General features: G+C 70.0%; 21 protein-coding genes. 8 read left to right on the top strand and 13 right to left on the bottom strand.

Translation table 11 applies throughout. The features are described from left to right. The first annotated feature begins 114 nt into the window (after positions 1-114). Together RJT50_RS17830 and RJT50_RS17825 are read left to right on the top strand one after the other, a co-directional pair. Entirely contained in the window at positions 115-672 is a 558-nt protein-coding gene (locus RJT50_RS17830) for a DUF7344 domain-containing protein (RefSeq protein WP_313696262.1), read from the top strand. Positions 673-808: 136 nt separating this feature from the next. Beyond that, positions 809-1,087, top strand: a complete 279-nt coding sequence (locus tag RJT50_RS17825; RefSeq protein ID WP_313696261.1) for a winged helix-turn-helix domain-containing protein — start codon at positions 809-811, stop codon at positions 1,085-1,087. A 115-nt stretch (positions 1,088-1,202) separates the two neighbouring features. On the opposite strand, the gene RJT50_RS17820 is transcribed toward RJT50_RS17825, so the two are convergent. The 3 genes from RJT50_RS17820 to RJT50_RS17810 all read right to left on the bottom strand — a co-directional run bounded on the left by RJT50_RS17820 (position 1,203) and on the right by RJT50_RS17810 (position 3,195). Continuing rightward, a complete protein-coding gene (locus tag RJT50_RS17820; protein WP_313696260.1) occupies positions 1,203-1,595 on the bottom strand; it encodes a DUF5658 family protein in 393 nt (130 codons plus the stop codon). 167 nt (positions 1,596-1,762) lie between these two features. After that, the gene (locus RJT50_RS17815) at positions 1,763-1,990 is read right to left on the bottom strand and encodes a hypothetical protein (protein WP_313696259.1); all 228 of its coding nucleotides are present in this window, start codon (positions 1,988-1,990) and stop codon (positions 1,763-1,765) included. Positions 1,991-2,892: 902 nt separating this feature from the next. Next, positions 2,893-3,195 (bottom strand): HalOD1 output domain-containing protein, encoded by a 303-nt coding sequence (locus RJT50_RS17810; RefSeq protein WP_313696258.1) that lies wholly within the window; start codon positions 3,193-3,195, stop codon positions 2,893-2,895. Between the two features lie 569 nt (positions 3,196-3,764). Here RJT50_RS17810 and RJT50_RS17805 point away from each other — a divergent pair. From RJT50_RS17805 to RJT50_RS17795, 3 genes are all read left to right on the top strand, one after another. Next, a complete protein-coding gene (locus RJT50_RS17805) occupies positions 3,765-3,971 on the top strand; it encodes a DUF7563 family protein (protein WP_313696257.1) in 207 nt (68 codons plus the stop codon). Between the two features lie 514 nt (positions 3,972-4,485). Then, positions 4,486-4,764 (top strand): helix-turn-helix transcriptional regulator, encoded by a 279-nt coding sequence (locus RJT50_RS17800; protein ID WP_313696322.1) that lies wholly within the window; start codon positions 4,486-4,488, stop codon positions 4,762-4,764. A gap of 1,536 nt (positions 4,765-6,300) precedes the next feature. Then, entirely contained in the window at positions 6,301-7,590 is a 1,290-nt protein-coding gene (locus RJT50_RS17795; RefSeq protein WP_313696256.1) for a Cdc6/Cdc18 family protein, read from the top strand. A gap of 789 nt (positions 7,591-8,379) precedes the next feature. On the opposite strand, the gene RJT50_RS17790 is transcribed toward RJT50_RS17795, so the two are convergent. From RJT50_RS17790 to hutU, 6 genes are all read right to left on the bottom strand, one after another. Beyond that, complete coding sequence (locus RJT50_RS17790; protein ID WP_313696255.1) at positions 8,380-9,006, bottom strand: phosphoribosyltransferase; 627 nt, start codon at positions 9,004-9,006, stop codon at positions 8,380-8,382. A 215-nt stretch (positions 9,007-9,221) separates the two neighbouring features. Continuing rightward, a complete protein-coding gene (locus tag RJT50_RS17785; RefSeq protein WP_313696254.1) occupies positions 9,222-11,414 on the bottom strand; it encodes a prolyl oligopeptidase family serine peptidase in 2,193 nt (730 codons plus the stop codon). Positions 11,415-11,534: 120 nt separating this feature from the next. Continuing rightward, positions 11,535-13,172: a histidine ammonia-lyase gene (hutH, locus tag RJT50_RS17780; protein ID WP_313696253.1), complete on the bottom strand. Its 1,638-nt coding sequence runs from the start codon at positions 13,170-13,172 to the stop codon at positions 11,535-11,537. After that, positions 13,165-14,463: an imidazolonepropionase gene (gene hutI / locus RJT50_RS17775; protein ID WP_313696252.1), complete on the bottom strand. Its 1,299-nt coding sequence runs from the start codon at positions 14,461-14,463 to the stop codon at positions 13,165-13,167. The genes hutH and hutI overlap by 8 nt, the downstream gene beginning before the upstream one ends. Then, a complete protein-coding gene (gene hutG / locus RJT50_RS17770; RefSeq protein ID WP_313696251.1) occupies positions 14,456-15,466 on the bottom strand; it encodes a formimidoylglutamase in 1,011 nt (336 codons plus the stop codon). The genes hutI and hutG overlap by 8 nt, the downstream gene beginning before the upstream one ends. Then, positions 15,463-17,202 carry a urocanate hydratase gene (gene hutU, locus RJT50_RS17765; protein WP_313696250.1) on the bottom strand — a complete coding sequence of 580 codons (1,740 nt, stop codon included), beginning with the start codon at positions 17,200-17,202 and terminating at the stop codon, positions 15,463-15,465. Before hutU ends, hutG begins: the two co-directional genes overlap by 4 nt. An 86-nt stretch (positions 17,203-17,288) precedes the next feature. Here hutU and RJT50_RS17760 point away from each other — a divergent pair, with 86 nt between their 5' ends. Further along, positions 17,289-17,939: a helix-turn-helix domain-containing protein gene (locus RJT50_RS17760; RefSeq protein ID WP_313696321.1), complete on the top strand. Its 651-nt coding sequence runs from the start codon at positions 17,289-17,291 to the stop codon at positions 17,937-17,939. Here RJT50_RS17760 and RJT50_RS17755 read toward each other — a convergent pair. Then, a complete protein-coding gene (locus tag RJT50_RS17755) occupies positions 17,936-19,366 on the bottom strand; it encodes a YjiH family protein (RefSeq protein WP_313696249.1) in 1,431 nt (476 codons plus the stop codon). The two genes, RJT50_RS17760 and RJT50_RS17755, sit on opposite strands and share 4 nt — an antisense overlap. Before the next feature lie 198 nt (positions 19,367-19,564). Here RJT50_RS17755 and RJT50_RS17750 point away from each other — a divergent pair, with 198 nt between their 5' ends. After that, complete coding sequence (locus RJT50_RS17750; RefSeq protein WP_313696248.1) at positions 19,565-20,203, top strand: ArsR/SmtB family transcription factor; 639 nt, start codon at positions 19,565-19,567, stop codon at positions 20,201-20,203. A 256-nt stretch (positions 20,204-20,459) separates the two neighbouring features. Further along, a complete protein-coding gene (locus tag RJT50_RS17745; RefSeq protein WP_313696247.1) occupies positions 20,460-21,278 on the top strand; it encodes a hypothetical protein in 819 nt (272 codons plus the stop codon). Between the two features lie 38 nt (positions 21,279-21,316). Here RJT50_RS17745 and RJT50_RS17740 read toward each other — a convergent pair whose 3' ends face one another. The 3 genes from RJT50_RS17740 to RJT50_RS17730 form a co-directional block, all read right to left on the bottom strand. Then, positions 21,317-22,615, bottom strand: a complete 1,299-nt coding sequence (locus tag RJT50_RS17740; RefSeq protein ID WP_313696246.1) for an MFS transporter — start codon at positions 22,613-22,615, stop codon at positions 21,317-21,319. A 492-nt stretch (positions 22,616-23,107) separates the two neighbouring features. After that, the gene (locus RJT50_RS17735) at positions 23,108-23,548 is read right to left on the bottom strand and encodes a DUF8160 family protein (RefSeq protein WP_313696245.1); all 441 of its coding nucleotides are present in this window, start codon (positions 23,546-23,548) and stop codon (positions 23,108-23,110) included. A gap of 52 nt (positions 23,549-23,600) precedes the next feature. Continuing rightward, a complete protein-coding gene (locus RJT50_RS17730) occupies positions 23,601-24,404 on the bottom strand; it encodes a ParA family protein (protein ID WP_313696244.1) in 804 nt (267 codons plus the stop codon). Between the last annotated feature and the right edge of the window lie 436 nt (positions 24,405-24,840).

Below are 24,840 nucleotides of genomic sequence, written 5' to 3'. Positions count from 1 at the left end.
GCCCGAGCAGCGTCCTCACGTCGCCAATGCGTAACCTGGGAGTAACAAAGTGGCCGAACGACCGCTATAGGTGCAACGGCGGCCCGCGATCGCCGAACACACGAGCCCCGACTGATGTCCGAGTCAGAGCACGGTAGGCTGTCGCAGAACGAGGTGTACGACCTCCTGAGTAACCCCAGGCGTCGTTTCGTCATCTCGTACCTTCGTGAGCACGGCCGCCCGATCGAACTGACCGCGCTCGCACGGGAAGTCGCCGCCTGGGAGAACCAGGTGCCGGCCGAAGAGCTAACCGACCAGCAGGAGAAACGGGTGTACGTCTCACTGTACCAGACACACATCCCGAAGCTACGCAACGCCGGCATCGTCGACTACGACCCCGACAGCGGCGAGATCGAGCTCACGGGGACGGTCGGGCAGCTGGAGCGGTATCTGCCCGAGGAGGAACGGGAGGAGCCGCCGTGGCAGGCGCTCTACATCGGCACCGCCGCGGTCGGCGGCCTGTTCTACCTGCTCACCGTCGTCGACGCGCCGCTGTTCGCCGGCGTCCCGGACGCCGTCGCGGGCGTCGTCGTCGTCGGGGCGTTCCTGGCGGTCACCGTCGCACAGTACGTGTACACGCGGTTCGTGACGAACGGGCGCGAGATGACGCTCGTGGAGCGCCGCCGCCGATGAGCCGCCGTACAGCCACCCCCTGCGCGGGGGAGACCGAACGGGCCCGCCTCGCGGGCACACAGCATGGACCGATGAACTCAGGAACCCATCCACACCGGGTCGAGGCCGCCGGAGGATCGACCGGGGGACCGGACGCATGAGCGACGACTGGGACGTGGTCGGCTACGTCATCAGCTCGCGCTACCGGGTCGCCGTCCTCGGTCGGCTGGCCGACAGCCCGGCGACGCCCTCGGGCATCGCCGACGACGAGGACCTCGCGGTCACGCACGTCTCGCGGGCGCTCCGCGGGCTGCGCGAGCGCGAACTCGTCGAACTGCTCGTTCCCGAGGAGCGACGCAAGGGACGCGTGTACGGGATCACGGAGGAGGGTCGGGAGACCTGGAGCCTCATTCAGACCCAGGACCTGCTCGACTGACCGGGACGCCGGACGTCCCGGATGGCTGAACGGACGTCCCCCGGACGCACGAACGGTCCCGACGCCCGCGAACCGATCGAGCGGCAGCGACGCCGTCCGGACGGGTGCCCGGCCGTCAGACCGTCGCAAGCAACAGCACGTTGTGGGCAACGACGCCCGCGTTGAGCGCCGTCGCCGGGCCGTAACCGAGCAGTCGAACCGCGCCCACCACCCGTCGAGAGCCGTCGGCGTGGTCGCGCACGATCGCCGCGCCAAGCTCCGTCGCGGCCACGAGGCTGCCGACCGCGACGACCGATGCCACGGTCAGGCCGACGGTCGGCCCGAACGCCGCGATCGCCCGGGCGACGACGACGTTTGCCTCCTCGAGCGCCGGCACCGACCGGAGGGCGACGAGCGTCGTGACGAGATCGCCGGCCTGGGTGAGGACGAGCGCGAAGACGCCGACCCCCGGCGAGGGCGTTCCGAGGCGACGGGCGCGTTTCTCGGGGGTCGGATGGTCCGTGCTCACACGGGACTACTGCCGCCCGCACGTGTTCGTAAGACGGCCACTTCCCGGCGTTAGTCGGGGGCCGACTCCGGGATCGCGTTCGCCGGCCGCGACTCGTCGCCGTCGGCCGTCGAGCCGTTCTCGAGCTGCTAGGACTCCCGTCGACGTGGACCGGCGACGCCGACGGGCTACGAGTGTCTGGTCAGCAGGCCGAGCCGGTGTGCGTCGCGGGCACCCGTGATGAGCAGCGTGATGAGGACGCCGGCGACGAAGCCGGCGATGAAGACGTTCCTGACGAGCAGCATGGTCGACATCTGGACCGGGTGGGTCACCACGAGCAGCATGGCGAGCACGTTACCGATGGCCAGGCCGACGGCGGCGTCGGCCACCAGAATGGCGGTCTTCGGGGAGGTCATTCCGCCCCGGCGGAGCCGTCCTGGCCCGTGGGAACCGGTCGCTCCGGCGTCGAGCGCGCCGCGGCCGGGCGTCGATAGCTCCCGGTTTCGTCGGACGGACTCACTGTAATCACACCTTTCAGCAGTGCAGTCTGGAGGTTTGTAATGCGGACGGTGACCGCTCGAACGGTCAGGCTACCCGGCGACGGGCGACGGTCCGGTCGGGTCGACGGTGCGCCAGCGCCGATTACGAGGGGGATAACGAAACGGAGTCGCGTCCTCGTCTCCGCCGCGATGTCACGAAAACTGCTCACGACCGTCGTCCTGGTCGTGCTCCTGGCCGTCGTCGTCCGGGTCGCCGATAGCTACACGCGTCCGCTCACGGCCATGGACGACTGACCGTCCGCGGCGTCGTCGAGGTGATCGAGCCGCCAGCCGACCGATAACCGAAACATACCGCCGACGGGGCCGATAAATACGGCCCGTTATACTCGAAATTACTTTTTACCACTCGTTCCCACAGGGTAACAGATGTCGGGTCGAATCACCGATGACGAGAAGCGGCGGATGCACGAGTTCGCGAGCACCCCCAAGTACGAGCGGGGCCCCGAGATGCTCATTCCGGAGGTCACCGGCGACGGTGACGAGTGACGTGAGCCGCGTTTAAACGGCCAGTACCCCTGTTTTTGCCGATATAACCGAGCCGTCGACGGCGATGCAACTCCGATCGAATCGTCCCGAACCCGGGCGGATCGTCCCGTACAGGAGCGGGAGGAACGCCCGTTCACCGTCGCCCCGCCCGCGACGCGGGGAGCGATCAGCCAGCACGCGACGCGGGAGCCAGCAGCTCGGTGGGGGCGCGGAACCGTTCGGCGGTCCGGAAAACGTTCCCCGGGTCGAACGACCGTCCGCGGCCCGGGCGGCTACTCGGCGACCCAGACCACGAGGTCGCCCGACCCGTCGACCGAGACGTCGACCCCCGCGTACCTGAACGACACCTTCGCCTCCGAGTCGGCGTCGTTCTCGGCCATCGAACGGACGAGCCTGTCCAGGGCGTCGGTGTTGATCGTCGACTCGAGCCGTGGCAGCCCGGTCGGTTCCACTCCCTTGGCGCGTCCCACCGCCATCACGACCGCGGTCGCGGTCGACTCGCCGTTCGTCGGGTCGTGGGTCGCTCGCTCGACGGTCGCCCCCCCGTTTCCCCCGTCGGTCCGATACTGCTCCATCGTTCAGTCCCGTGTTAAAAAGGATTCGTGATAGAAGTTCCGGTGTTGGGTCAGGAAACCGCGTTCCCGGCAGCGCAACCGACTCACGACCGGCCGGGATACGGCCCCACGTCGGTCTTTCACCAGCAACATACTGGTATCGAGATCGATCGCCGTCTCCGGAGGATTCGCCCGACTTATCCGGCCGTTAACCGTCCGTTACGGAAAGCTACCGGCGAGAAGGCATTACAGTAGTAACATCGTAAAGTGTCGGGATACGCACGTTCGTTCCCGTATGCCGTGGCTACTCGTCGGTATGAAGTTCCTACCGTGGTTCGAACACCCGATTCGTGGGCCCACCGTCGGGTCGCTGCGCCGTCGGGCCGCCGCGCCGTTCACCGGTCGAGTCCGACGCGAGAGCTCCGCCGGACGAAAACCGGCTCGATCCCGGTCGAGCACGGCGGTCGTGGTCGCCGCCGGCGAGGACGGACGCCCCCGACTGTTGAACACCGTGATATGTCAAGGCCAACAGTGACGCCGGCGACACCCATCCACCAACCCATCGGCCGGACCGGCCGGTGGACAACATCATGCCAGAATGTACCAACTGCGGGAGCTTCGTCACGCCGTCGTTCGTCCGCGTCTTCGGAGGCAACGACGATCAGGTGCGGGGGTGTGACAGCTGTATGACCCAGACCGAACTCAACAGCGGCATCGCCGCCCAGTCGCCCGGCGAGGAGGTGCCGCTCGAATCGACCGACAGCGTCTCCTCGGGGCGGCGGCCGCCCGGCACCTGATCCGACGGGCGGGCGGCTCCGCGTCGTTCGCTCCCGAAGCGACGGCGCCCGGTCGGTACGGAAACGAGCGCCCCTCGCTCGAAACGGTGCCGTTGACGTTCCTCACAGCGAACGTGACTGTCCCCCGTGTGGTACGCTAGCAAGGTTTATCCGTCCCGTTGTGCAAAGCCTGCCTGCGGAACAGCCACGCTCCGCCCGCCGGAGGTCGATGCGGAGCCGTGGTCCCGGTTCGGGGACGCTGTCGACCGCCCGAGGTCGTCACGTTCCTCGTCATCGGTGTGACTCGGTACCGGCTCTCCCGAACCGGCCGCATTCCCCCCTCCCCGGGCACGAGGTTCGGGTGCTCGGGGCCCACCCCCATTGTGACGAGATGGCACACGAACTAAGTACCGCTGCGTCGAAGTTGCTCCACGATGACCCGACCGTTTCACCGAGCAGCGCACGGTCCGACGTCGGTCCGGCGTCACGTCGAACAGCCGAGCCGCGGCGGAGGGCGTCCGTGAGCGATCCGCTCCTGGGCGAGCTGTCGGGGTTCCAGCGGGACCTCCTGTACACGATTCCGGGGCTCGACCGACCCTCGGGCAGGACGATCGCGGAGGAGGTCGAGCGAACGTTCGAGCGATCGGTGAGCCACGGGTTGCTCTACCCGAATTTGAACGAACTCGTCGAGGCGAACCTGGTCGTGAAAGGGGAGATCGACCGGCGGACGAACGCCTACGAACTCACGCCCGTCGGCCGCGAACGCGCCGAAGAGCGGGTGCGCTGGGAACGGGATCGGCTCGGCGTGGGGTGACGTCGTCTCGAGTCCGCCACGTCGTCCCGAGTCCGCCGGGCGCCCCCGTCCCCGGTCGGCCGTCGAGGTGTCGCTCGCGTCCCGCGGCGAGCACGAGCGAACCGTCTCGTCGGGCCACCAGCCGTCCGGTCGCGACGACGACTGCCGCGGTCCGGCCACGATAGCACTCGAAAACCGGTGTGTCGACCCGGCCGCCGGCCGTCCATCGACGGGACGTTCACCCGGTCCAGGTCCGTCGCCGTCCGTCGTGGCCCGTCGCTCGGACTCCCACGGGGAGACGTTCCGAGAGTGACGTGCCCGGAGCACGATGGCGTCGACGGGGACACCCTCACACCAGTTTGCGAGTGCTTTTGCTGTCGAAGCGAGGGTACCGATCGTGCGGTGGCGGGTTGACGAGGCCGGCGAATCCGGGCGGCAACCGCGAATCCATCGACTGGAACGCTGGCCCCATTCCAATATATTATATCCTTTTCTACTAGTCTAGTAGTAGTGGAGTGTTAACAGATTAGAGACGGGATGCCTCCATGCGATTATTCGAACTCGAGTCACTAACGTTACGTGCATCCGAGCCGCTCTTTATAACCGTACAACCGAGACGGCCTGCGATCGACGAGAGGCCGCCGAACCGACCGACCGATAGCACTCGAAAACCGGTGTGGGACGGTACGCGTCCGTCCGTCGCATCACGGTTCCCTCCCCTCCCCTCCCGATTTCCCCAGCCTGCTCGCCCGGGCGGTCCGATCACCGACCGACGACGTGCCTACTCCCGTCCCGTCGTCGACAAACCACCATCCACGCACCGACCGACCGACATGACGTGACGATCACGGTGCGGCACTCCCGACACAGCAACAACGCTATGGTTCCCTGACGGAGTTTTCCCTGCGACGTTCTCCTGACGAACTTTCCTCGGACGAAGCTCTCCTGACGCGACGACTCGGGCACGGTGACTCCTCAGAGTGACACTCCCGGGAGTGACACCGCGAGACGAATCGGTGTGACCTCGAGGAAGCCGCCACGCACTCTGCTCGCCTCAGTTACCAACGAACGGACACGACGGCTTCGATCCGGCTCCTATGGGTCGAAACTGACCCGACCGTGACGGGATCGCCGGCGGCGCAAGACGCACGGCAGACGCCGGCTCACACTCCCGAGCACTCGAAAACCGGTGTGCGTCCGGCGCCCTCGCCGTCACGTTCGCGAACGCACCTGGAGAACTTTTCGCACGGCCGGCATAACCGGGCCGTACCGGCCCTACACCGACCGTTGACCGCGGGCGGTTCGATCGTCAAGCGAGGTGGGAACACGCTGCTCGATGCCGCCGGCCACCGTCGCCGTCCGCCGAGCACTCGAAAATCGGTGTGGGACACCCGCCGATTCCGGGGCGAACGGGGGCGAATCGGGGAGCAGTCGCAGTCACTCGCAGTCACTTGCACTCACTCGCAGAGCACTCGAAACGACCGGTGAGCACTTGAAAGCACTCGAAAGCACTCGTAACACCTAGCTTTATCCCCCCGGTGGCCGACACGCGTGTCAATGGGGTCGAACTCCATCTTCGAGGACGACGTGGAGATCATCCGCGATGCCGACCTCTTCACGGAGGAGCACACCCCCGAGGAGATCCTCTGCCGCGACGAAGTCATGCAGAACTACGTGAACGCGCTGAAGCCCGTCTACAAGGGGCGACCGCCGCGGAACGCGTTTCTCTACGGGGACACGGGCGTCGGGAAGACGGCGGCGACGAAGTATCTGCTTCGGGAGCTGGAGTCGGACATCCGCGAGCGCAACGCGGACAGGTCGCCCGACGAGCAGCGGGCGTTCACGCACGTCCGCATCAACTGTCAGAACATCGCGCCCTCGGACGGCACGGCCTCCTCCTATCAGGTGGCCATCGCGCTCGTCAACGAGTTCCGGGACGACCAGATCGCCTCGACGGGGTACGCCTCCCGGGAGGTGTACTCGATGCTCTACGAGGAACTGGACGACATCGGCGGCACGGTGCTCATCGTGCTCGACGAGGTCGACCGCGTCGGCGAGAGCGACACGCTGCTGTACGACCTGCCGCGGGCCCGCGACATCGGCTACGTCGAGGACACCCGAATCGGGCTCATCGGCATCAGCAACGACTACACGTTCCGCTCGAACCTCTCGCCGAAGGTGCGCGACACGCTCTGTGAGACGGAGATCAAGTTCCCGGCCTACAGCGCGGACGAGCTCGAGGAGATCATCGCCGCCCGCGCGAACAACGCGCTCCACGACGAGACGTACGACAAGGAGGTGCTCTCGCTGTGTGCGGCCCTCGCCATGCGGAACTCATCCGGGAGCGCGCGGCGCGCGATGGACCTGCTGAAACAGGCCGCCGAGCACGCCGAGAACGCCGGGAACATGCCGATCGCGCCGAGCGACGTGTACGCCGCCAAGGAGGAGCTCGACTACGGCGACATGGTGGAGTCGATCATCGACCAGGACCAGCACAAGCAGCTCATCATCGACGCCGTCGCCCGCCTGGAGGCGGACGGTCGCACGCCGGTCCGGACGAAGGCCATCCACGCCATCTACGAGCAGCTCGCCTCGGCCGCCGGCGACGACCCGCTGAGCCAGCGCGGGATGTACAACCACCTGACGCGGCTCGACATGCTCGGATTCCTCCAGTCGTTCCAGAACAACGAGGGGCTCCGCGGCGGCCAGTACAACACGTACGAACTGTCCGAAGCGCTCACCGTCCGACAGGTCGAGGACGCCATCGACAGCTCGGAGCTCCCGACCGCCGGCGTCGAACTGGAACTCGACAGCATCCTCGTGCGGGCGGGCCTCTCCGAGGAGTGACCCCGATCGGGGCCGTTCGACCGACTCGGCCGACGGACGGGGAGACCCCTCACCCGCGAGAACACACCAGTTTTCAAATGCTTACTTCCGGCTAGGACTCCCCTATCCATCGAAACCGCCGTCCAAAGCACTCGAAAACCGGTGTTCCGATCCGAACCGAACGCATTCGGTAGCCTCCCGCGAGCGACCGAACACCGGTTTTCGAGTGCTCGCAGGCCCCCACGACGGCCGAGAGCGTCGAACGGGGCTCCTCCCGAGGGCTGAGGCCGCGGGAGAGCACTCGAAAAGAGGTGTGTCCGACCGGCGCCGAGGCCCCTCGCACGCTGGCAGGTTCGGACAGAGACTCGCCGGAGACATGTCGGCGCGGTACAACCCGTATAACAATGGGGGAATCGGCTGTACGGATAGACGCTACCGGCCGTCGGAGGGCCTCGCGTGCCTGGCCCGGAGCGCGAACGCCTTCCGAAGGAGTCGGTGGCGACCTGCGGAGCGAGATTCGACGGTCGTTCCCCCCTGTACCGTCGACGACCCCACATCAGGTGCCGTACCCGGCATCCACCCCATCCGGCACCTTTTCGAACCGACCCGCCCGGAGACGGCGCGACGTGCGTACTCGGCGTCACGGACCCCACAGTCCGGGACTCGTCCGAGGCGTCCGCGCCCGCCGGGCGTTTTATGAACGGTCGCGCGTGAGCACCGTCTCACGATTCGTGTCGACGCGTCTCCTCACAACGTGCCGACGCGTCTCGTCGCTCGTGGCCGCCTCCGGGATCTCCGACCGGCCGCCCGTCAGGACGCACCGCCGAGGATCGCCATCGCCTCCCCGTCGGAGACCTGCTCGAACCGCCGGTAGAACTGGCCGACGGCACCGAAATGGGGCGGCGACTCGACCACGATCACCTCGTCGGCCTCGCCCGCCAGCCGATCGAGGGTGTCCGGGGGACCGACCGGGACCGCGAGCACGACGCGTCCGGCCCCCCGCGCCGCGAGCAGCCGGAGGCAGGCGGTGACGGTCGCGCCCGTCGCGACGCCGTCGTCGACCAGGACGACCGACGCGCCCCGAACGTCCGGCGGGCCGCCGGTGCGGTACGCCGCCTCTCTGGTCCGGGCGGCCCTCGCGGCGACCCGCCGCTCGCGTTCGACGTGGCGCTCGGAGATGCCGAGCCGGGCGATCGCGTCCCGGTTCAGCCAGACGCTCCCGTCCGAGGCTGCCGCGCCGATGGCGAACTCGGGGTTGCCCGGCGCGCCGAGTTTCTTGGCGACGACGACGTCGAGCGGCGCGCCAAGCGCGTCCGCGACCGGCCGCGCGACCGGGAGCCCGCCGCGCGGGATCGCCAGCACGAGGTCGGCACGGACCCCCCGGTCGCGGAGCAGCCGTGCGAGCCGTTCGCCCGCGTCGGTCCGGTCGCGGAACATGCGCGCTCGTCCTCGGGACCGATTCGGTCCGAAGGGTGAAATAGGACACGCGCCCGGCGGGGAACCTGACGGCGTCGCTCCCGGCCGAGTTCGACGACCTGTTCGAGTTCGTCGACTCGGGGGAGGCCGACGCGCCCTGGTGACTGTCGGGGGGCAGCCGACCTCACGACCGCAACCTGGGTGCGTCCCCCGCCAATCCCCACGCCAGGTGCCCGCTACTGGCCGACGTCGACGCCGAGCCGGTCGCACAGCCACGTCCACTGCTCGACCTGCTCGCGGACGATCATCTCGGTCGGCTTGCCGACGCCGTGACCCGTGTCGGTCTCGGTCCGGAGGACGACTGGCGCGTCGCCCGTGTTTCGCTCCTGCATCAGCGCGGTCATCTTGCGCGCGTGGCCGGGGTGGACTCGGGTGTCGCCCGCGGCGGTCTTGAACATCGTCGGCGGGTACGCCCGCTCGGCGACGTTGTGGTACGGCGAGTACTCGCGGAGGTACGCGAAGTCGTCCGGGTCGTCGGGGCTGCCGTACTCGACGGTCCAGTACTCGCCGAGCAGGAACCGGTGGAATCGGAGCATGTCGAGCAGCGGCACCGTCGAGAGCACCGCGCCCCAGAGGCCGGGCCGCTGGGTCACGGCAGCGCCCGTGAGCAGGCCGCCGTTCGACCCGCCGTAGGCCGCGAGCCGGTCGGTGTTCGTGTAGCCCGCATCGATCAGCCCCTCCGCGACCGCGTAGAAGTCGTCGAAGACGGTCTGCTTGCGCCCGCGCATGCCCGCCTCGTGCCAGGGCTCGCCGTACTCGCTCCCGCCGCGCAGGTTCGCCACGACGAACACGCCGCCGGCCGCGAGGAACGGCCCGCGGAAGCGATCGAAGCCGGGCGTCTGCGGGATGCGGAAGCCGCCGTAGCCGTACAGCACCGTCGGCGCGTCGCCGTCGGGCTCGAGCCCCTCGCGGTGGACGACGAACGCCGGCACCGCCGTCCCGTCGGTCGACTCGAAGAACTCCTGGGAGACGGCCACGTCGACCTCGTACGAGACGTCGGCCCGCGCGAGCGTCTCGGCCTCGCCGGTCCCGAAGTCGTAGCGCCGGACCCGCGAGGGCGCGTCGAACGTCGATTCGACGTAGAACACCTCGTCGTCCACGGTCGTCGTGCCGTCCCCGGCCGTCTCGCCGTCCCCGCCCGACTCGTCGCCCGAGACGCCGGCGACGCTGCAGAACTCGGGCGTCGGAATCCGCTCCACCGCTTCGCCGTCGGCCCACACTGTGAGCTCCGAACTGACGTCGTGCATGTGGTGGGCGAGCAGGCGGTCGCCGGCGAAGGCGATCCCCTGGAGCACGCCGTCGGTCTCGGGGACCGTCTCGGTCAGCGCGCTCGGGTCGAGCAGCCCGCCTCCCGCGGTTTCGGGATCATCGGCAGCGTCGGCGTCGCCCCCGTCGGCCGCGAGCGCCGCCATTTCCGCGGCCGGCACCGAGAGCACCCGCGAGAACGCGGCCCCGTAGTTCGTCACGAAGTGGACCGTCCCGTCGTGGACGTGCGGGCGGAACGTGCCGTCCGCGTCGGTGATCAGGGGTACGAGCGCGCTCCCGTCCATCGTGCTTCCGCCCGTCGTACTTTCGTCCGAGCCATCGGACCCGTCACCCGACTCCGCGGCGTCGACGTCGACCAGGAACACCTCCGAGTTCGCCGTGCCCTCGTGGACCGCCGCGAGCAGGGTGCCGGACTCGTCGTCGAACTCCAGTTGCGGCCAGTCGTGCTCGCCGAACGCGTCCGTGACGAACGGGTCGTCGTCGGGGTCGGTACCGTGTTCGTGGTAGTACAGTGCCTTCTCCAGTTGGCCGCCGCCGCCGACGTCGCCGGTGGCGACGTAGTAGAAGCCGTCGTCGGTCCACGCGAACCCGCCGGGGTTCACGCGGCCGAGCCCCGGTATCTCCTCGGTCACCGTCCCCGAGCCGACGTCGACGACGCGCACGTCGTACTGCTCCTCGCCGCCCTCGTCGTAGCCGTAGGCGACGCGGTCGCCGTCGGGGCCGACGACGTACCAGTTCATCGAGGCGGCCTCGGCCTCGAAGGCGTTCGGGTCGACGAGCCCCCGCGGCTCCTCGTCGAACGACTCGCGGACGAACAGCACGCCGTGGTCCTGCTCCGGGCCCTCGACGGTCTGGAAGTAGCGCCCGCCGCGGGCGGTGACCGCGCCGTGGTCGGTCACGCGCGCCAGCTCCTCGAACCGGGGGCCGAGCGCCTCGGCGGTGTCCCCGCCGAGGAAGCCGTCGGCGTACTCGTTCTGGGCCTCGACCCACGCTTCGATCGCCTCGCTCCCCTCCTCCAGCCAGCGGTACGGGTCAGTCACCTCCTCGCCGTGGAGGGTCTCGGTCACGGGGCGGCGCTCGGTCGCGGGCGGGGACGGTGGCATACGAACTCGGCGACGACGGCGGCGCATAAATCGTTGGCACCCGGCAGCGTTCGTGGGGGTTCGGACCCGGCGGGGCGATCCGGCGGCTCGCGGGCTCCGCCCCGGCTCCCATCGCCGCCGTCACTCGGCGTCGGCCGACGCGGCAGCCGTCACCGCGTCCCGGATCGCTCCGCTCGCCACCAGCCGCTCGCCCGCCCGCAGGTCCGCGTCGAGCGGCCTGTCGGTCTCCAGTGGCGGGACGACTTCGCGGACGGTCCGGTAGGCAGCGGCGGTGCCGTCGCCGAGCGTGAGGTCCGAATCGAGGAACTCGGCCGCCTGCGCGCCACAGACGAGTTCGACGCCGACGACCGTCGCGGCGTTCCCCGCGACCGTCCGGGCGTGCAGCGCCGCCTGTCCGCTCATGCTGACGTGGTCCTCCTGGCCGCCGCTGACGGGCGTCGAGTCCGTGGCGGCCCGGCCGAGCGAGCGGCACTCGTTCAGCAGCGCCGCGGCGGTGTACTGTGCGATCATGTACCCCGACTGGAGCCCGCTCCGCTCGGCGAGGAACGGCGGGAGGTGGTCCTCCTGGAGTTCCGGGTTGAGCATGCGGTCGACCCGGCGCTCACAGATGGCCGTCAGGTCGGTCAGCGCGGCGGCGACGTAGTCGAGCAGGTGGGCCAGCGGCGCGCCGTGGAAGTTGCCCGCCGAGAGCACCGCCGCGTCGTCGCCGCCGCTGGCCCGCCCCGCGACCGCCTCGGGCGGGAACACGAGCGGGTTGTCGGTCGCGCTGTTCAACTCGACCTCGACGGCCTCGCGTAGGTGGGCGACCGCGTCCCGGACCGCGCCGTGGACCTGCGGGAGACACCTGATGGAGTACGCATCTTGCACCCGGTCGCAGTTGCGGTGGGACTCGATGACCTCGGAGCCGGCGGTGAACCGGCGGACGTTGGCCGCGCTCTGGGCCTGGCCCGCGTGGGGCCGGACGTCGGTCACTGCGGGATCGCAGTTGGCCGTCGTGGACATCGTCACCTCGGTCGTGAGCGCCCCCGCGGCGTCGGCCGCGTCGAGGACGCGCTCGGCGTCGACGACGAGCAGCGCGGCGAGCGCGACGGTGAGTTGCGTCCCGTTGATGAGCGCGAGCCCCTCCTTGGGTGCGAGTCGGAGCGGGTCGAGGCCGGCGCTGGCGAGCGCGTCCGCCCCCGACAGTTCCGTCCGGTCGCTCGTTTCGGCGCCGCCCGCCACGTCGTCGCCCTCGCCGCCGGCACCGTCCTCCTCGTCCACCGTCGCCGTCCCCTCCCCGAGCAGGACGATCGCGACGTGCGCGAGCGGCGCGAGGTCGCCGCTCGCGCCGAGGCTCCCCTGGGCCGGGACGACCGGGTGGATGCCCTCGTTGAGCATCGCCACGAGGTGGTTGACCACGACCTCGCGGACGCCCGAGTAGCCCTTCACGAGCGCGTTGACCCGCGTGAGCATCAGGCCGCGGACCTCCTCGTCGGTCAGCCGCCTGCCGACGCCGGCCGCGTGGCTGCGGACGAGGTTCGTCTGGAGCGCCTCCACGTCCTCGGGGTCGATCCGCGTGTCGACGAGGTGGCCGAAGCCGGTGTTGAGCCCGTACACCGCCTCGCCCGAGTCGACGGCCGAGACGACACGCTCGCGGGCCTCGCGGACCGATTCCCGTGCCGCGTCCGCGATTCGGACGGCCACACGGTCGCGGGCGACCGCGCGGACCTCCTCGGGCGTGAGCGAGTCGCCGTCGAGGACGACCTCGGTCTCACTCACGGGCGACCCTCCCGTCCGCGACGACGCGACTCCCCTTCGAGAGCACCGTCTCGACCGTGTTCACGTCCAGGCTGTACGGGACGTCCACGAGTTTCCCTACGCCGTGGACGACCGCGTCAGCGGGTGCGCCGGGGCGGAGCGTCCCGACGCCGCCCGCCCCGTCCGCCCGGTCGAGCGCTTCCGCTGCGGCGTGCGTGACCCCCCGGACCGACTCGGCCGGCGTCATCCCCATCCCGACGCAGCCGAGCGTGGCGACGAAGCCCATGCTGCGGGCGAAGCAGTTCGGGTTGAAGTCGGTTGCGAGCGCGACCGGCGTTCCGGCGTCGAGGAACCGGCGGGCGTCGGCGTACGCCTCGCCGAGCGCGAACGCCGTTCCGGGCAGCAGGACGGGCGTCACGCCCGCCTCGACGAGTCGGTCGGCACCGTCGTCGTCGGTCCGGAGGAGGTGGTCCGCACTCGCCGCGCCGACGTCGGCGGCGACCCCCGTCGCCCCCACGTCGGCGAACTCGTCGGCGTGGATCTTCGGCGTCAGGCCGGCCTCCCGTCCCGCCTCCAGGATCCGGCGCGACTGGTCCGCCGAGAACACGCCGCGCTCGCAGAACACGTCGCAAAAGTCCGCGATGCCCTGCTCGGCGACGGCCGGTATCTGTTCGTCGACGACCCGTCGGGTGTACGCCTCGGCGTCGTCGCCATCGGGGACCGCGTGCGCGCCCATGAACGTCGGCACGACCGAGACCGGGTGCGCTTCGGCGGCCGCGTCGATGGCGCGGAGCAGTTTCAGTTCGGACTCGGTCGAGAGGCCGTAGCCGCTCTTGACCTCGACCGTGGTGGTGCCGTGCGCGAGCATGACGTCGAGGTGCTCGAGCAGGTTCGCGGTCAGCGTCGCCTCGTCGGCCTCGCGGACCGCTCTCACCGTGCGGAGGATGCCGCCGCCCTCGGCGAGGATGTCCTCGTAGGATTTGCCCCGCAACTTCGCCGCGAACTCGTCGGTCCGGTCGCCGGCGAAGACGGCGTGGGAGTGCGGGTCGACGAACCCCGGCGTCACCAGGCGACCGTCGGCGTCGACGGCGACGTCGGCGCTCCCGGCGGGGTACTCGCGCAGCACCTCGTCGGTCGTGCCGATGGCGACGACGCGGCCGTCCTCGGCGGCGAACGCCCCGTCCGTGATCGTCTCGACTTCGACGCCGTCGTCCGGGCCGACGACGAGTTCCGAGGCGCCGTGGACGACCGTGCGTTCCGGCGGTTCGCTCCCCGCCGTCGCCGACTCGCCGGAACCCGACTCCTCACGCACGGGCGGTCACCCCGGCGAGCGCGTGGGCGACCGCACGCGAGGCCGCCGTCACCGTCCGGCCGTCGCGGTCGAGCGGCGGCGCGCACTCCACGACCTCGACGCCGACGACGCGCCCGTCGCGGACGAGGCTCCCGACCAGTTCGTACAGTTCTGCCGTCCGAACTCCGCCGGGAGTCGGCGCGCTCACGCCGGGCGCGGCGGCCCCGTCGAGCACGTCGACGTCGAGGCTGACGTACACCTGATCGACGTCGCCGAGCGCCTCGACGGCGGCGTCGGCGATGCCCGCCGGGTCGGCCCGGACGTCCCGCGGCGTGAACACGGTGCCGTCGCGCCCGGCGAGGAACTCGGCGTAGGCGGTCGACGTCTCGAAGTGGCGCGCGCCGACGACCGAGAGCGCGTCCAGCCCGGCGTCGAACAGCTGCCGGTACGGCGTGCCGCTCGTCGGGCCGTCGGTCGGCTCCCGGCAGTCGAGGTGTGCGTCGAGGCTGACGACGCCGACGCTCGGCTCCGCCGCGCCGGCGGCCACCCCGTCCCCGACGGCGCCCGCCCCGTCCAGCAGCGGCAGCACGTTCGGAACCGTGAGCGAGTTGTCGCCGCCCAGAAAGACGGGGAGCGCGTCGGCCGCGTGGACCTCGCGGGTCGTCTCGGCGACGGCCTCCTGGACCGCGGCGACGTCCGGTTCGCCCACTCCCGCGTCCGTCCCTGCGTCTCCCCGTCCGTCGGCGCTGCCCGGAATCTCGACGTCGCCCAGGTCGCCGACGCCCGTCACCGGTCCGGCCTCGTAGTGGTGTGCCTTCGCGCCCGCCAGCGACTCGCGGATCGCGCTCGGGGCTCCGGCGGCACCGCGCCGGCCGATGACGGCGCCGTCGTACGGCTCGCCGACGAGGACCGCGTCGTACTCGTCGGCGTCCGCGAGCGCCGTCGGCTTGACGACGTCGCCGAACTGCGCGTCGTTCGGGTCGTCCGACGGGCCGAGCCAGTCGGGCGGCGCGCGGAGGGTCATCGCTCCTCCCGCATCGGGACCGTGACGTCCGACCGCTCGGCCTCCTCGAGGGCGTCCTCGTAGCCCGCGTCAGCGTGGCGGATCACGCCCATTCCGGGGTCGGTGGTGAACACGCGTCGCGCCTTCTCTGCCGCGAGCTCGGAGCCGTCGAGGACGACGTGGTTGTTCGCGTGGAGCGCGTTGCCGATGCCGACGCCGCCGCCGTCGTGGACCGAGACGATGTCCGCGCCCGCGGCACAGTTCAGCAAGGCATTCAAGATGGGCCAGTCTGCGACCGCGTCGGTGCCGTCCTTCATCGCCTCGGTCTCCCGGTTCGGCGAGGCGACCGAGCCCGCGTCGAGGTGGTCGCGGGTGACGACAATCGGCGCGCTGATCTCGCCGTCGGCGACCAGCTCGTTGATTTCGAGCGCGAACTCCGCGCGCTCGGTGAGGCCGTCGTCGTTCGATTGGTAGCCGAGCCAGCACACCCGGGAGGGGAGCCCCTGGAACGACACCTGTTCCTGCGCGAGGTCGATCCAGCGGCGGAGCGCGTCCTTGTCGGGGAACAGCTCCGTCACCGCCTCGTCAGTGCGGTGGATGTCGGCGGGGTCTCCCGAGAGGGCGGCCCACCGGAACGGGCCGCGGCCGCGACAGAACATCGGACGGATGTACGCCGGGACGAATCCCGGGTAGTCGAACGCGTCCTCGCGGCCGCGGTGCTCGCGGACCTGCCCGCGCAGGTTGTTGCCGTACTCGAACGCGACCGCGCCCTCGTCCCGGAGCGCGAGGATGGCGTCGAGGTGTCGCTCCATCGTGTCCAGGCTTTCGGCGACGTAGCGCTCGGGGTCGGACTCCCGGAGGTCGTCGGCCTCCGCCACCGAGTAGCCGGCCGGGTAGTAGCCCTCCAGTTCGTCGTGCGCGCTCGTCTGGTCGGTGACGACGTCCGGGACGAACCCCTCCGCGCGCATCGTCTCCAGCATGTCCACGACGTTCATCTCGATGCCGACGCTGTACGGCTCGCCGGCCTCGGCCGCGTCCGCGGCGCGGGCCATCGCCTCGTCGAGGTCGTCGACGCGCTCCATCAGATAGTCGGTCTCCAGGCGGCGGTCGATGCGGTCGCCCTTCACCTCGGCTGCGATGCAGACGCCCCGGTTCATCGTCACCGCGAGCGGCTGTGCGCCGCTCATCCCGCCGAGCCCGCCGGTGACGACCGTCCGCCCCGCGAGGTCGCCGTCGTACTCCCGGCGGGCGAGTTCCGCGAGCGTCTCGTAGGTGCCCTGGATGATGCCCTGCGTGCCGATGTAGGCCCACGAGCCGGCGGTCATCTGGCCGTACATGATCTTCCCCTGCGCCTCGAGTTCGTGGAAGTGCTCCCAGTCGTCCCACTTCCCGACGAGGTTGGAGTTGGCGATGAGCACCCGCGGCGCGCGCTCGTGGGTCTTGAACCGCCCGACCGGCTTGCCGGACTGGACGAGCAGCGTCTCGTCGTCCGCCAGGCCCCGAAGCTGGTCGAGGATGGCGTCGTAGGCGTCCCACGACCGGGCGGCGCGGCCGGTGCCGCCGTAGACGACGAGGTTCTCCGGGTCCTCGCCGACCTCGGGGTCGAGGTTGTTGTTCAGCATGCGGAGCGCCGCCTCCTGTCGCCAGCCCTCGCACTCGATGTCGGTGCCGGTGGGCGCGCCCCGGTAGCCGCGCCACTGCTCGCTCGGCTCGCCGATGCGATCCGCGGCGTCGGTCCGTTCCTGCTGGCCTGCCATGTCGTGCTAGTTGCACACGTGGGCGGATACCGTTCGGCCCTCCGTTCGGAGTGTCATTTATGTACCGTCGGGCCGCGCTCCCGTGCATGTACGAGGCGACGCTGCGCATCACCGGGCGGTCGGCGTACGCCGACGCGACGGCGGGCACGGCCGCGAGCATCGAACTCTGGTGTAACCGCCACTGCGACCTGCTCCACGTCTCCGCGGAGGCGGCAGACGAGGTGGAAGCCCGGGTGAGCGAGACGGTCGGGGTCCGGGAACGGCTCCGGAACCGCGGGGAGACCGTGCTGGTCACCGGCGACTGCCTCCGCGACCACGAGGCCGACCTGATCGAGTCGGTCCTCGACCGGCACGGCTGTCTCCTGTTGTACCCGCTGGAGTACGAGGGCGGCGACAAGATCTGTCGCGTGCTGTCGCTGTCGGCCGGAGCGCTCACCGACTGCTTCCACGACCTCCTGGCGGCCGACGCCGCCGTCACCGTCGAGTCGAAGCGGAAGATCGACTCCGTCCGCCCCCGAAGCCCGCTGCTCGCGCCCCACGGGGTCGCGCCCGACCTGACCGACCGGCAGTCCGCGGTCCTGCGGTACGCGGCCGACAACGGCTACTACGAGATCCCGCGGGCGGTGACGACCGCCGAGATCGCCGACGCGGTGGGGGTGACGCGCCGAACGGCCGAGGAACACCTCCGCCGCGCCGAGAACAAGCTGGTGGATTCGCTCGTCGACGTGGTCGCCTAGAGCAGCCCCATCGCCGCGACCAGGTGGGTGATGCCGGCGATCAACGGGACGAGGATGATCGTCCGCATGACGAACAGGAGGACGAGATCGCGGAACCGGACGGGCACGTCCGAGAACATGTCCATCGTCATCGGTCCGACGCTTGAGAAGAAGATGAGCTGGGAGACGGCCAGCACGGCGACGAAGAAGCGGGCCATCGGGTCGGCCTCCACGACGAGCAGGACCGGGACGTACATCTCGGTGATGCCGACGATGGTCGCCGGCGCGACGACCTCGGGGTTCGGGATCCCGAGCGCGGCGATGACGGGGACGAGCGGCGCGCCCAGGACGTCGAACGTCGGGGTGTTGGCCGATAGCAGCGTCGCGGCCAGCCCCACCGCGAGGATGGTGCCGAGGATGAGGCTCGTGAGCCGCACCCCGTCGACGAACCCGCGCTTTGCGGCGCCGAGGAACGTCTCGCCCTCGGCGGCCTTGCCGACGGCCTCGCTGGCCGCGAAGCGGACGTACTCCCCGGGCGAGCCCGTGAACGGGACCTCGGGGTCCGGGTCGGTGATGTACGCCTCGGGGGTCGTGCTGACCGGCGGCAGCCGCACGAGGATGGCCGCGGTGACGACGACACAGACGAAGTAGGCGGCGAAGATGACGGGGAACAGCGCCAGCATCTCCAGCGTGGCCGCGACGACGCCGACGAAGCCGATGCTCACAGTCGAGAAGCACGTCGCGATGGTGAACACGTCGCGCTTGCTGTAGTCGCCGCGCTCGAAGACGTTGCGCGTCACGTAGAGGCCGACGCTGTAGGAGCCGACCCACGAGGCGAGGCTGTCGAGGGCGGCCCGTCCCGGCAGCTTGAACAGCGGCTTCATCACCGGCCGGGCGAGCGTGCCGACGAACTCCAGCCCGCCGAGCTCGACGAACACGGTGATGAACACCGCACCGACCGGGATGATGACGCCCACGCTGTAGACGAGCGTCCCCCACATGAACCCGCCAGTGCTCGGCGTGTGGAGCCACGCGGGGCCGAGCTTGAGGAACATGATCGGCGCGAGGACGGCCCCCAGCACGCGAAGCGCCCAGAACACCGTCGAGCTCTCGAAGGCCGAGAGGTCGTACCCGGTCGTCCAGAGCCCGCGGTCGTCGAGCTCCGCGAGGGTGGTGGCGACGCCGCCGGCGACGATGATCGCCAGCGCGTACACCCCCACGGCGTCCGGGAACGTCCCGGTGATCCAGCTCACGACGATGTCGAACGGGACCGTCACCTCGCCCTGCCAGGGAACCGGCAGGAGGAAGAAGAACGCGCCGACGGCGAACGCGAAGCCGAACTTCGCCACCGCCCGCCCGTCGAACTCGTGCAGGTCGACGTCGGCGATGCTCCGCGCCGCGGGCTCGCTCTCCAGTCTGTGCGTGCCGTCCGCTCCTTCGGTTGCCATACTGTCCCATGTGTGAAACGGTGACGGTATACACCCTCCCGCCGCTCGGAGGGGGATTTAAGCCAGCGACCGGTTCACCCCGGCCGTCGGGGCGGTCTCCGCGTCGGCGTCCGCGGCCTCGAAGGCACCGGCACGGGACTCAAAGAACCCTTTGAGCGTTCAGCAGGTGTAAACTACCCCGGGTCGAACCGGGCCGTAATGACGTCGCTCCTCCCGCTCAAGCCAGCCACCGAGAACCTCGCCGGCCGCGACCTCGACCCGCGGCTCGTCGACTTCGCGGACGCCGACGCCGACGACGTCCTCGCGGCCGTCTCCTCGACGACGGCGCGTCGGATCCTGGGGAGCCTCTACGAGGAACCGCGGACGGCCTCCGACGTCGCCGCGGCCCTCGACACGTCGGTCCAGAACGCCAGCTACCACCTCGACCGCCTCGTGGACGCGGACCTGGTCGAGGTCGTCGAGACGTGGTACTCCGGGCAGGGCCGCGAGATGGACGTGTACGCGCCCACCAACAGCGCGCTCGTCATCCACGCGGGGGCCGAACACGCGACCCCGTCGCTCTCGACGGCGCTCCGACGCGCGCTCGGCGCGCTCGGCGTCCTCGGCCTGGCGAGCGCGCTCGTCCACGCCCGCTGGACCGGCCGCCCGTCCGTCCGGCCCGTCCGGACGCCGCTCCAGCAGCCGCCGGAGCCGACGCTCTGGGACGCGCTCGCCGGCTTTGCGACCGGTCCCGGCGGGGTCCTCCTCTGGGTCGGCCTCGTCGTGACCTGCTGTCTGTTCGGGCTCTGGTACTGGCGGACGTACCGACCCCGGCGGCGTCGTCACGGGTCGGCCTAGCTCGCGTCCGGGACTCAAAGGCCCTCTTTGAACCTGGGGTAGGGCGATGGTTACCCCCGTATACAGTGCGAGTGTGAACCGACGAGCGTTCATCGGCACGGCGGCAGGGATCGGACTGACGACCGCGGTGACGGGCTGTGTCTCGCGAGCGACTCCGGGCGGCGGTGGAGACGGTGGCGACGCTGACGCCGGCACGAACGCGGACGGTGCCGGAACGTCTCCCACCTCGCCGGACGGAACTCCCACCGAGACCGATATGCCGGACCCCACCGTCGTCAAGGCGGACGAGACGGACGAGCGGACGCTCGGGTCGGGCGCGCTCGAAGCGCGCGGGCTCAGGAAACCCCACCGCGTCGCGCTGACCAACCCGACTGACGAGCGGCGGGAGGCGACGCTCTCGATCGTCCGATCCGGTGACGCGCTGCTCGACGAGCGGTTCGACCTCGCCGCCGCCGCGACCGTCGCCGCGTCGCTGACGGACCTCGCTCCCTACGACGTCGAGGCGGCGCTGCCCGCGACGGACGCGACCGAGTCGCTGACGATCGGAACCGAGCAGTTCACCTGTAACCACACGCGGACGGGGATCGGCGTGCAGGCGGACGGATCGCTGGATTCGACCTCGATCTCGACGCTCATGGCCTGTCCGGGCGTCGTGACCGAACGGGTCGACGGTGACGGGCTCGCCCCGCAGGTGGTCGGTGACGAGCCGGTCCCGGCGGACACGGGGAAGGGCATTCACGACGTCGTCATCGAGAACCCGACGGACGACTCGTGGACCGTGCGGCTCCTCGTGGACGACCCGTCGACCACCCGCTTCGACGGCGTCTACACGCTCGAGGCGGACACGAGGGCGATCGTCACCGTCACCGAGAGCGGGGACTACGGGGTCGACCTGCGAGTCGTCGAATCGGACGCGGTCGCCACCGCGGCGCTCTCGCCCGGGAACTTCGACTGTAACGACTCGTCGACCACGGCCCGACTCGACGCCGAGGGCGGGCTCGACGTGACGACGGTGTCGACGCTGATGGCCTGCGGGACCGACGCGGGCAACGGGTCGTCGAACGAGTCCTCCTGAGCCCGCTTCGAACCGGTCCGTGGGGGAGTCGCGCCGCGTCACTCCCCGTCGCGGGACGGCGACGCCGTCACGTCGAAGTCGCCCGGGTCGGCGTCCGCGACCGCGGGAAGACGGCGGAGCCGGGGGCGAACGAGCACGTACAGCCCGCTGAATCCGAAGCCGAGCGCGGCCAGCCCCATCGTCGTCGTCGCGCCGAGCACCTCGGCGACGCCGCCGCCGATCAGCGAGCCGAGCGGCAGCGTGGCCCCCGCCGCCGTCCCCTTGATCGACGAGACGCGACCGAGGAGGTCGTCCGGGAACACCGTCTGGTTCAGCGTCGACGTGAGCACGCCGGCGACCCCCGCCGGCACCCACGCGAGCCCGAACAGGGCGACGGTGAGCGCCGTCGAGGGCGCACTGACCGCGGCAAGCCAGCAGCACGCGGCCAGGCAGTCGCCGGCGAGCAGCAGCCGGCCGTACGCGACCGCCTCGAGGCGGGGCGCGAGGAGCGACCCGACGAGCCGGCCGCCGCCGAGCGCGCCGAGCAACAGGCCGTAGACGGCGGGGCCGCCGAGCGCGTCGCCGAACGCCGGGAGGATCGCGAGCGTCACGCCGGTCGCGAGGTTGAGCACCGCCGTCGTGAACACGAGTTCGACGAAGACGGTTCCGCGGAGGACGTCGACCCCGTTCCGCAGGTCGGCGACGTAGGAGCCGACCACCGATTCGCCGGCCGGGTCGGGGCGCTCCTCCGTGGCGTCGGCAGCCGGCACCGTGATCTCGGCGAACAGGAGGCCAGCGAGGGCGAACGTCGCGGAGTCGAACAGGAACAGCGTCGTCGCGCCGAAGGCGGAGATGAACGCGCCGCCGAGCGCGTCGAACACCATGTCGAGCCCGAGCGTGACGGTCGCGAGCGCGGAGTTGGCCCGCGAGAGCCGCTCCTCGGCGACGATGCGCGGCACGAGCGTCGTCCCCACCGGTGTCATCACCAGCGTCGCGAGCGTCAACAGCGGGACGACCGCGAACAGGACGCCGACGCTCAGCCGCCCGGCCGCCGCGGCGAGCGGGAGCGCCAGCACGACGACGCCCTGCAGGACCTGCGACCCGACGAGGACGGGCTTGAGCGGGAGCCGGTCCACGATCGGCCCGGCGAGCATCTGGAGGAGCCACGGGAGCAACAACAGCGCGTTGGCGATCCCCGTGAGGACCGTCGAGCCGCTGAGTTCGAAGACGAGCCACAGGACGGCGACGGTGTAGAGGCTGTCCCCGGCGTTCGTCACGAACTGACCGGCGAAGAACCGCCGGAAGTCGCGGTTCCGCCACAGCGACGGGTCCTCCTCGGACGTGTCGGCCGTGGTCATGGACGGCCACCTCCGGCGAGCGTTGACGATGGTTCGAGCGGCCGATACGAGCGAGGCGGCCGTCGGTCGAGCGGCGATCCGTGATCGAGCGAGCCCCGGCTACCTGCCGGCGGCTCGGCGGCTGTCGGCATATGCGTGTGTGTTCGGTCGGTACACTGCGGCTACGGGACGTAGCGAAGCGAGCCCGGGTGCTGCGGCTATCGGGCCCGTCGCGCGGCGGGGGGCGCGAGCGGATCGAACACCGGACGACACGCGAGCCGGCGGATCATAGGACGGTTCACGCGTCGGATGAGTGACGCTAGATAAAGGTCTGGCGGTCCCGCGTCACTCGGTCGTGAACCGATAGCCCGCACCGGCCCGAACGGGAAGTAACCGGAACGCACCGCGTGTTCGGGAACGTCGAACTGCGGCCTCATCCGGCCACGAGAAGGTATCGCGAAATGGGATTTATCGATTGCGGGTCGGTGACGGGATCCCCGCGACGGAGCGGCCCTACACGTCCTCGAGCAGGGACGGAACGTCGTCCGCGTCGGCGTCGGCCAGCGTTGCCAGCCCGTGGCGGACGACGAGCGGGAAGAAGTGGCGGTTCTTCTCGAACTCCTCGTCGTACTCGAACTCGTACTCGGCCTTCAGCAGGTTGTACGTCCGTTCGAGTTCCTTCTTCTGCTCGCGCGGGAGGTACATGTACGTCCCGACCTGTTCGTCCTTTACCGAGCTGTCCGCCGCCGGCTCGTCCGACTCGGCCGTCTCGCCCGGTTCGTCCGACTCTCCCTGCTCGTCCGGTTCGGACGGTTTGGATGGTTCGGCTACGTTGGCCGCTTCGGCCGACTCGTCGGTCTCGGCCGTCTCGTCCGGTTCGCCGTCGCCCGTCGCCTTGTCCTTCGCCCGCTGGCGACGGTTCCGGAGCCTGCTGGCGCGGTCCTCTTCGCTCATGAGCGGACGCCTCCGCTCGTGGGTTCCGCACGCGCAGTGCGTGTGAGGTAACTCATGCTTCCACCTCCGTGACGGCGAACTGCTCCTCCAGGTTCGCGGCGACCTCGAGGAACACCTCGCACATGTCACACTCGGGGTCGTACTGCAGCAGCGAGGAGCCGTCCTCCAGGGCCTTCTGGACGGCCGCGCGCTCGCGGACCTCCCACACGGGAACCCCGTCGAACGCCTCGTTGATCCAGTCGACCATCTCGCTCGCCTGGTTCTTCCGGACGTCGATGCGGTTCACGACGACGCCCCGCTCGCGGATGGTGATGTCGTAGTCGAGTTCCAGGGCCTCGACGTGGTCGAACAGCAGTTCGAACGCCCGTTTGCTGGTGGATTCGGCCAGTGCAGGGATGAGGAGATTGCGCGCCGCGTACAGCGCGTTGTCCATCAGGTTCCCGAGGTTCGGCGGGCAGTCGACGACGATGAAGTCGTAGTCGTCCTCGATGCGGTCGAGCAGCAGCGCGAGCTGCTCCCCGCTCCGGCGCGAGAGCGTGAGCTCCGGCTCCGCGGCGGTCATGTCGATGTTCGAGGGCAGCACGTCCATCTCCGGGTGCTCGTGGACGATGTCGTGGACCGCCTCGCGCTCCTCCGGGTCGGTGAGACAGTCGAACAGCGTCGGCGGCTCGGCGTCGTACGCCTCCATCATCCCCAGGTTCTCGGTGGCGTTGCCCTGCGGGTCGAGATCGACGAACAACACGTCGTTGCCCCGCTCGTTCAGCGCCCCGCCCACGTTGATGGCCGTGGTCGTCTTGCCGACGCCCCCCTTCTGGTTCGAGACGGCCACCGTCGGCGTCCGAGACGAATCGGTCATACAAACTGGTTCGTCTGGCCCATCCGCATTAGCCCTTTGTGAGACGCTCGTCAGACGATACGGGAAATCCGTCCAAACTATCTAAACTGGTTTGGGCGGTTGGGTCCCCGTGTCTCGTTCGCCTTCCTCGGCCCGTTTGCCTCGCTCGTCCGGCTCGCGGGTCCGGGGCGGATCGGCCTCGTTGCGCGGTTCGCCCGGGCCGGTCAGTTCGCCCGTCCCGCGTCGAGCGCTGGCGGTCAAAAAATCGATGGCCACCAAGTCCGTTGACAGCGAGATTTCTCCTCGGCGTCTATCGGTTTTGCTAGCCGAACCGGACGAACCGGTCGCTTCGATGCGGCTCGGCTGGTTTGGGCCTCCGTTCCGGCTCGCCCGCCTCGCCCCGTTCGACTCGTTGGTACAGTTGTTCTCGCCGTCCTGAATCGGATCTCAAAACTTC

This window comes from Halobaculum sp. XH14 (assembly GCF_032116555.1).
Classification (GTDB): domain Archaea; phylum Halobacteriota; class Halobacteria; order Halobacteriales; family Haloferacaceae; genus Halorarum; species Halorarum halobium.
This window is presented reverse-complemented; position numbering and strand designations above follow the sequence as displayed.

Bases quoted from the DNA above. Each gene is read 5' to 3' on its own strand.
- RJT50_RS17830 (WP_313696262.1), top strand. From the start codon at position 115: ATGTCCGAGTCAGAGCACGGTAGGCTGTCGCAGAACGAGGTGTACGAC.
- RJT50_RS17825 (WP_313696261.1), top strand. From the start codon at position 809: ATGAGCGACGACTGGGACGTGGTCGGCTACGTCATCAGCTCGCGCTAC.
- RJT50_RS17815 (WP_313696259.1), bottom strand. From the start codon at position 1,990: ATGACCTCCCCGAAGACCGCCATTCTGGTGGCCGACGCCGCCGTCGGC.
- RJT50_RS17810 (WP_313696258.1), bottom strand. From the start codon at position 3,195: ATGGAGCAGTATCGGACCGACGGGGGAAACGGGGGGGCGACCGTCGAG.
- RJT50_RS17805 (WP_313696257.1), top strand. From the start codon at position 3,765: ATGCCAGAATGTACCAACTGCGGGAGCTTCGTCACGCCGTCGTTCGTC.
- RJT50_RS17795 (WP_313696256.1), top strand. From the start codon at position 6,301: ATGGGGTCGAACTCCATCTTCGAGGACGACGTGGAGATCATCCGCGAT.
- RJT50_RS17790 (WP_313696255.1), bottom strand. From the start codon at position 9,006: ATGTTCCGCGACCGGACCGACGCGGGCGAACGGCTCGCACGGCTGCTC.
- RJT50_RS17785 (WP_313696254.1), bottom strand. From the start codon at position 11,414: ATGCCACCGTCCCCGCCCGCGACCGAGCGCCGCCCCGTGACCGAGACC.
- hutG (WP_313696251.1), bottom strand. From the start codon at position 15,466: ATGACCCTCCGCGCGCCGCCCGACTGGCTCGGCCCGTCGGACGACCCG.
- hutU (WP_313696250.1), bottom strand. From the start codon at position 17,202: ATGGCAGGCCAGCAGGAACGGACCGACGCCGCGGATCGCATCGGCGAG.
- RJT50_RS17760 (WP_313696321.1), top strand. From the start codon at position 17,289: ATGTACGAGGCGACGCTGCGCATCACCGGGCGGTCGGCGTACGCCGAC.
- RJT50_RS17755 (WP_313696249.1), bottom strand. From the start codon at position 19,366: ATGGCAACCGAAGGAGCGGACGGCACGCACAGACTGGAGAGCGAGCCC.
- RJT50_RS17750 (WP_313696248.1), top strand. From the start codon at position 19,565: ATGACGTCGCTCCTCCCGCTCAAGCCAGCCACCGAGAACCTCGCCGGC.
- RJT50_RS17745 (WP_313696247.1), top strand. From the start codon at position 20,460: ATGCCGGACCCCACCGTCGTCAAGGCGGACGAGACGGACGAGCGGACG.
- RJT50_RS17740 (WP_313696246.1), bottom strand. From the start codon at position 22,615: ATGACCACGGCCGACACGTCCGAGGAGGACCCGTCGCTGTGGCGGAAC.
- RJT50_RS17735 (WP_313696245.1), bottom strand. From the start codon at position 23,548: ATGAGCGAAGAGGACCGCGCCAGCAGGCTCCGGAACCGTCGCCAGCGG.
- RJT50_RS17730 (WP_313696244.1), bottom strand. From the start codon at position 24,404: ATGACCGATTCGTCTCGGACGCCGACGGTGGCCGTCTCGAACCAGAAG.